This window comes from Caballeronia sp. SEWSISQ10-4 2, from assembly GCF_030464885.1.
GTDB lineage: Bacteria > Pseudomonadota > Gammaproteobacteria > Burkholderiales > Burkholderiaceae > Caballeronia.
In genome coordinates, this window is the sequence record NZ_JALPRJ010000197.1 from 1 (window position 1) to 1623 (window position 1623).

At 59.5% G+C, this 1623-nt stretch carries 2 protein-coding genes; both read right to left on the reverse strand.

Going from position 1 to position 1623, the window contains the following annotated elements; all coding sequences use genetic code 11:
• On the reverse strand, positions 1-1227 hold the full coding sequence (locus M0D69_RS43555) for an amidohydrolase family protein (RefSeq protein WP_301787968.1): 1227 nt from the start codon (positions 1225-1227) through the stop codon (positions 1-3).
• Between the two features lie 195 nt (positions 1228-1422).
• Positions 1423-1623, reverse strand: a 201-nt coding sequence (locus tag M0D69_RS43560) for a hypothetical protein (RefSeq protein ID WP_301787969.1), incomplete at its 5' end; no start/stop codon positions are given.

Sequence of the window (1623 nt, forward strand, 5' to 3'; positions counted from 1 at the left end):
TCAGTCCGGCAGCAATGCCTTGCCGTTATCGATGAATACCTTGCGCAGGATCTCCGGGCTGTGGCCCTGCAAATTGCGCACGAAGCTACCCATCGGGTCCTTGCCACCTTCATGATGTGGATAGTCGCTGGCATAGCAGTACACATCCTCGAATCCGTAGCGGTCGATATAGGTACCGACCGGCTCGAAGTCGAAGCATGCAACACGCAAATTGCGGCTGATGTATTCCGATGGCTTGAGCTTGAGCCTGGTGTGGGCCTGCGACGAAGGAAACGGCGTGCGACCATAGAAGCGGTCCATGTTCTCTGCAAGTGGGCCTACCCAGTGACCAGTAAATTCCGCACACCCAAACACAAGATCGGGATGCCGGTCGAACACGCCACCCAGCACCATTGTCATCACGTAGTTCTGGATCTGCAGGTGAATGTTGGTCAGCGTCCACGGGTCAAGGGAGAACTCCGCCCCAAGCATCCATCCCTGGAACGCCGGGGCATTGCGCCACTCCGTCGTGGCAAGCAGTTTCTCACTGATCGAAATATGACCCACCACCGGGCACTTCGCCGCCGCCAGCAGACTCCAGAGAGGATCCATCCGCGGACTGGCCGGTGATACGCCGCCCGGGGGTTCGTCCGTGGCAAGCATGAATAGACGCACGCCCTGGTCAACCAGCCGTCGTGCCTTCTGGTACATCGCCTCCGGTGTATCGTCGACCAGCAGCGCAGTCGGCCGTACACGGTCCTGCTCCTTCGACACGCGGGCACACCAGTCGTTATAGATGTCCATCAGCCGGTAGGCATACGCCTTGCGATCGCCTGTGATCGAGCGGAACACCCGGGGGTCGTCAGCCTTGTTGTACAGCGCGTGCGCGTAGATTGGCGCAATCCCCGGATACATGATCTGGCGGTGAATCCCGGTGAAGTCCATCACCTCGAGGCGTCGCCCGATGTCATAGCAGCCCGGCGCCTTCTCCATCTTGACCTTCCAGACGGTCTCAGCGTTAATCTCGGTATCGTCACCCTCGAGATCCGGGTTCTGGATAATCGCCTCACCCTCATTGCCCGCGTTTAGCAGCGCAGCAGCCAGTGGCTGAACCTCGGCACCGTAGGTATCCTCCCAGCGCCTGATCGGCATTGCCTCATGGCCATCCGTGTCGTTGATCAGGCCAGCAAACTGCGCAATGGCCTCCGGTAACTCGTAACGCGCGACTGCCTGCTGTGTACTTTGCATCTTTCCGCTCCTAACGGGGTCTTAGAAATGCATCAGTGGTCCAACAACACCAGCGAACGGACGGCACCTTGTCCTTTGTCAACGACGCAATAGCAGTCTCTCTGACACTGTCGCCTGACAAGGCGCCCCTCCGACGCAGGTCGATCGACTGACCTGCCAAGGTTCAAACAGCCCAACCATTCAATGGCAGCCCAGCTATGCAACACGACCGTATCGTCCCATCATGGGCCGCTCCCGCTCGGGAGGAAACACGCGCCACAGACCGTCGCCATGCCGGAAAAAGAACAGCTCGAAGGGTCCCGTTACCCGGGATGACTCGATGCGGATGCAACGATGGTGGTCAGTGCCCGGATAGCTGTATCGCGTCAGTCTGATCGTCCGCCCGGGCGCGGGCGT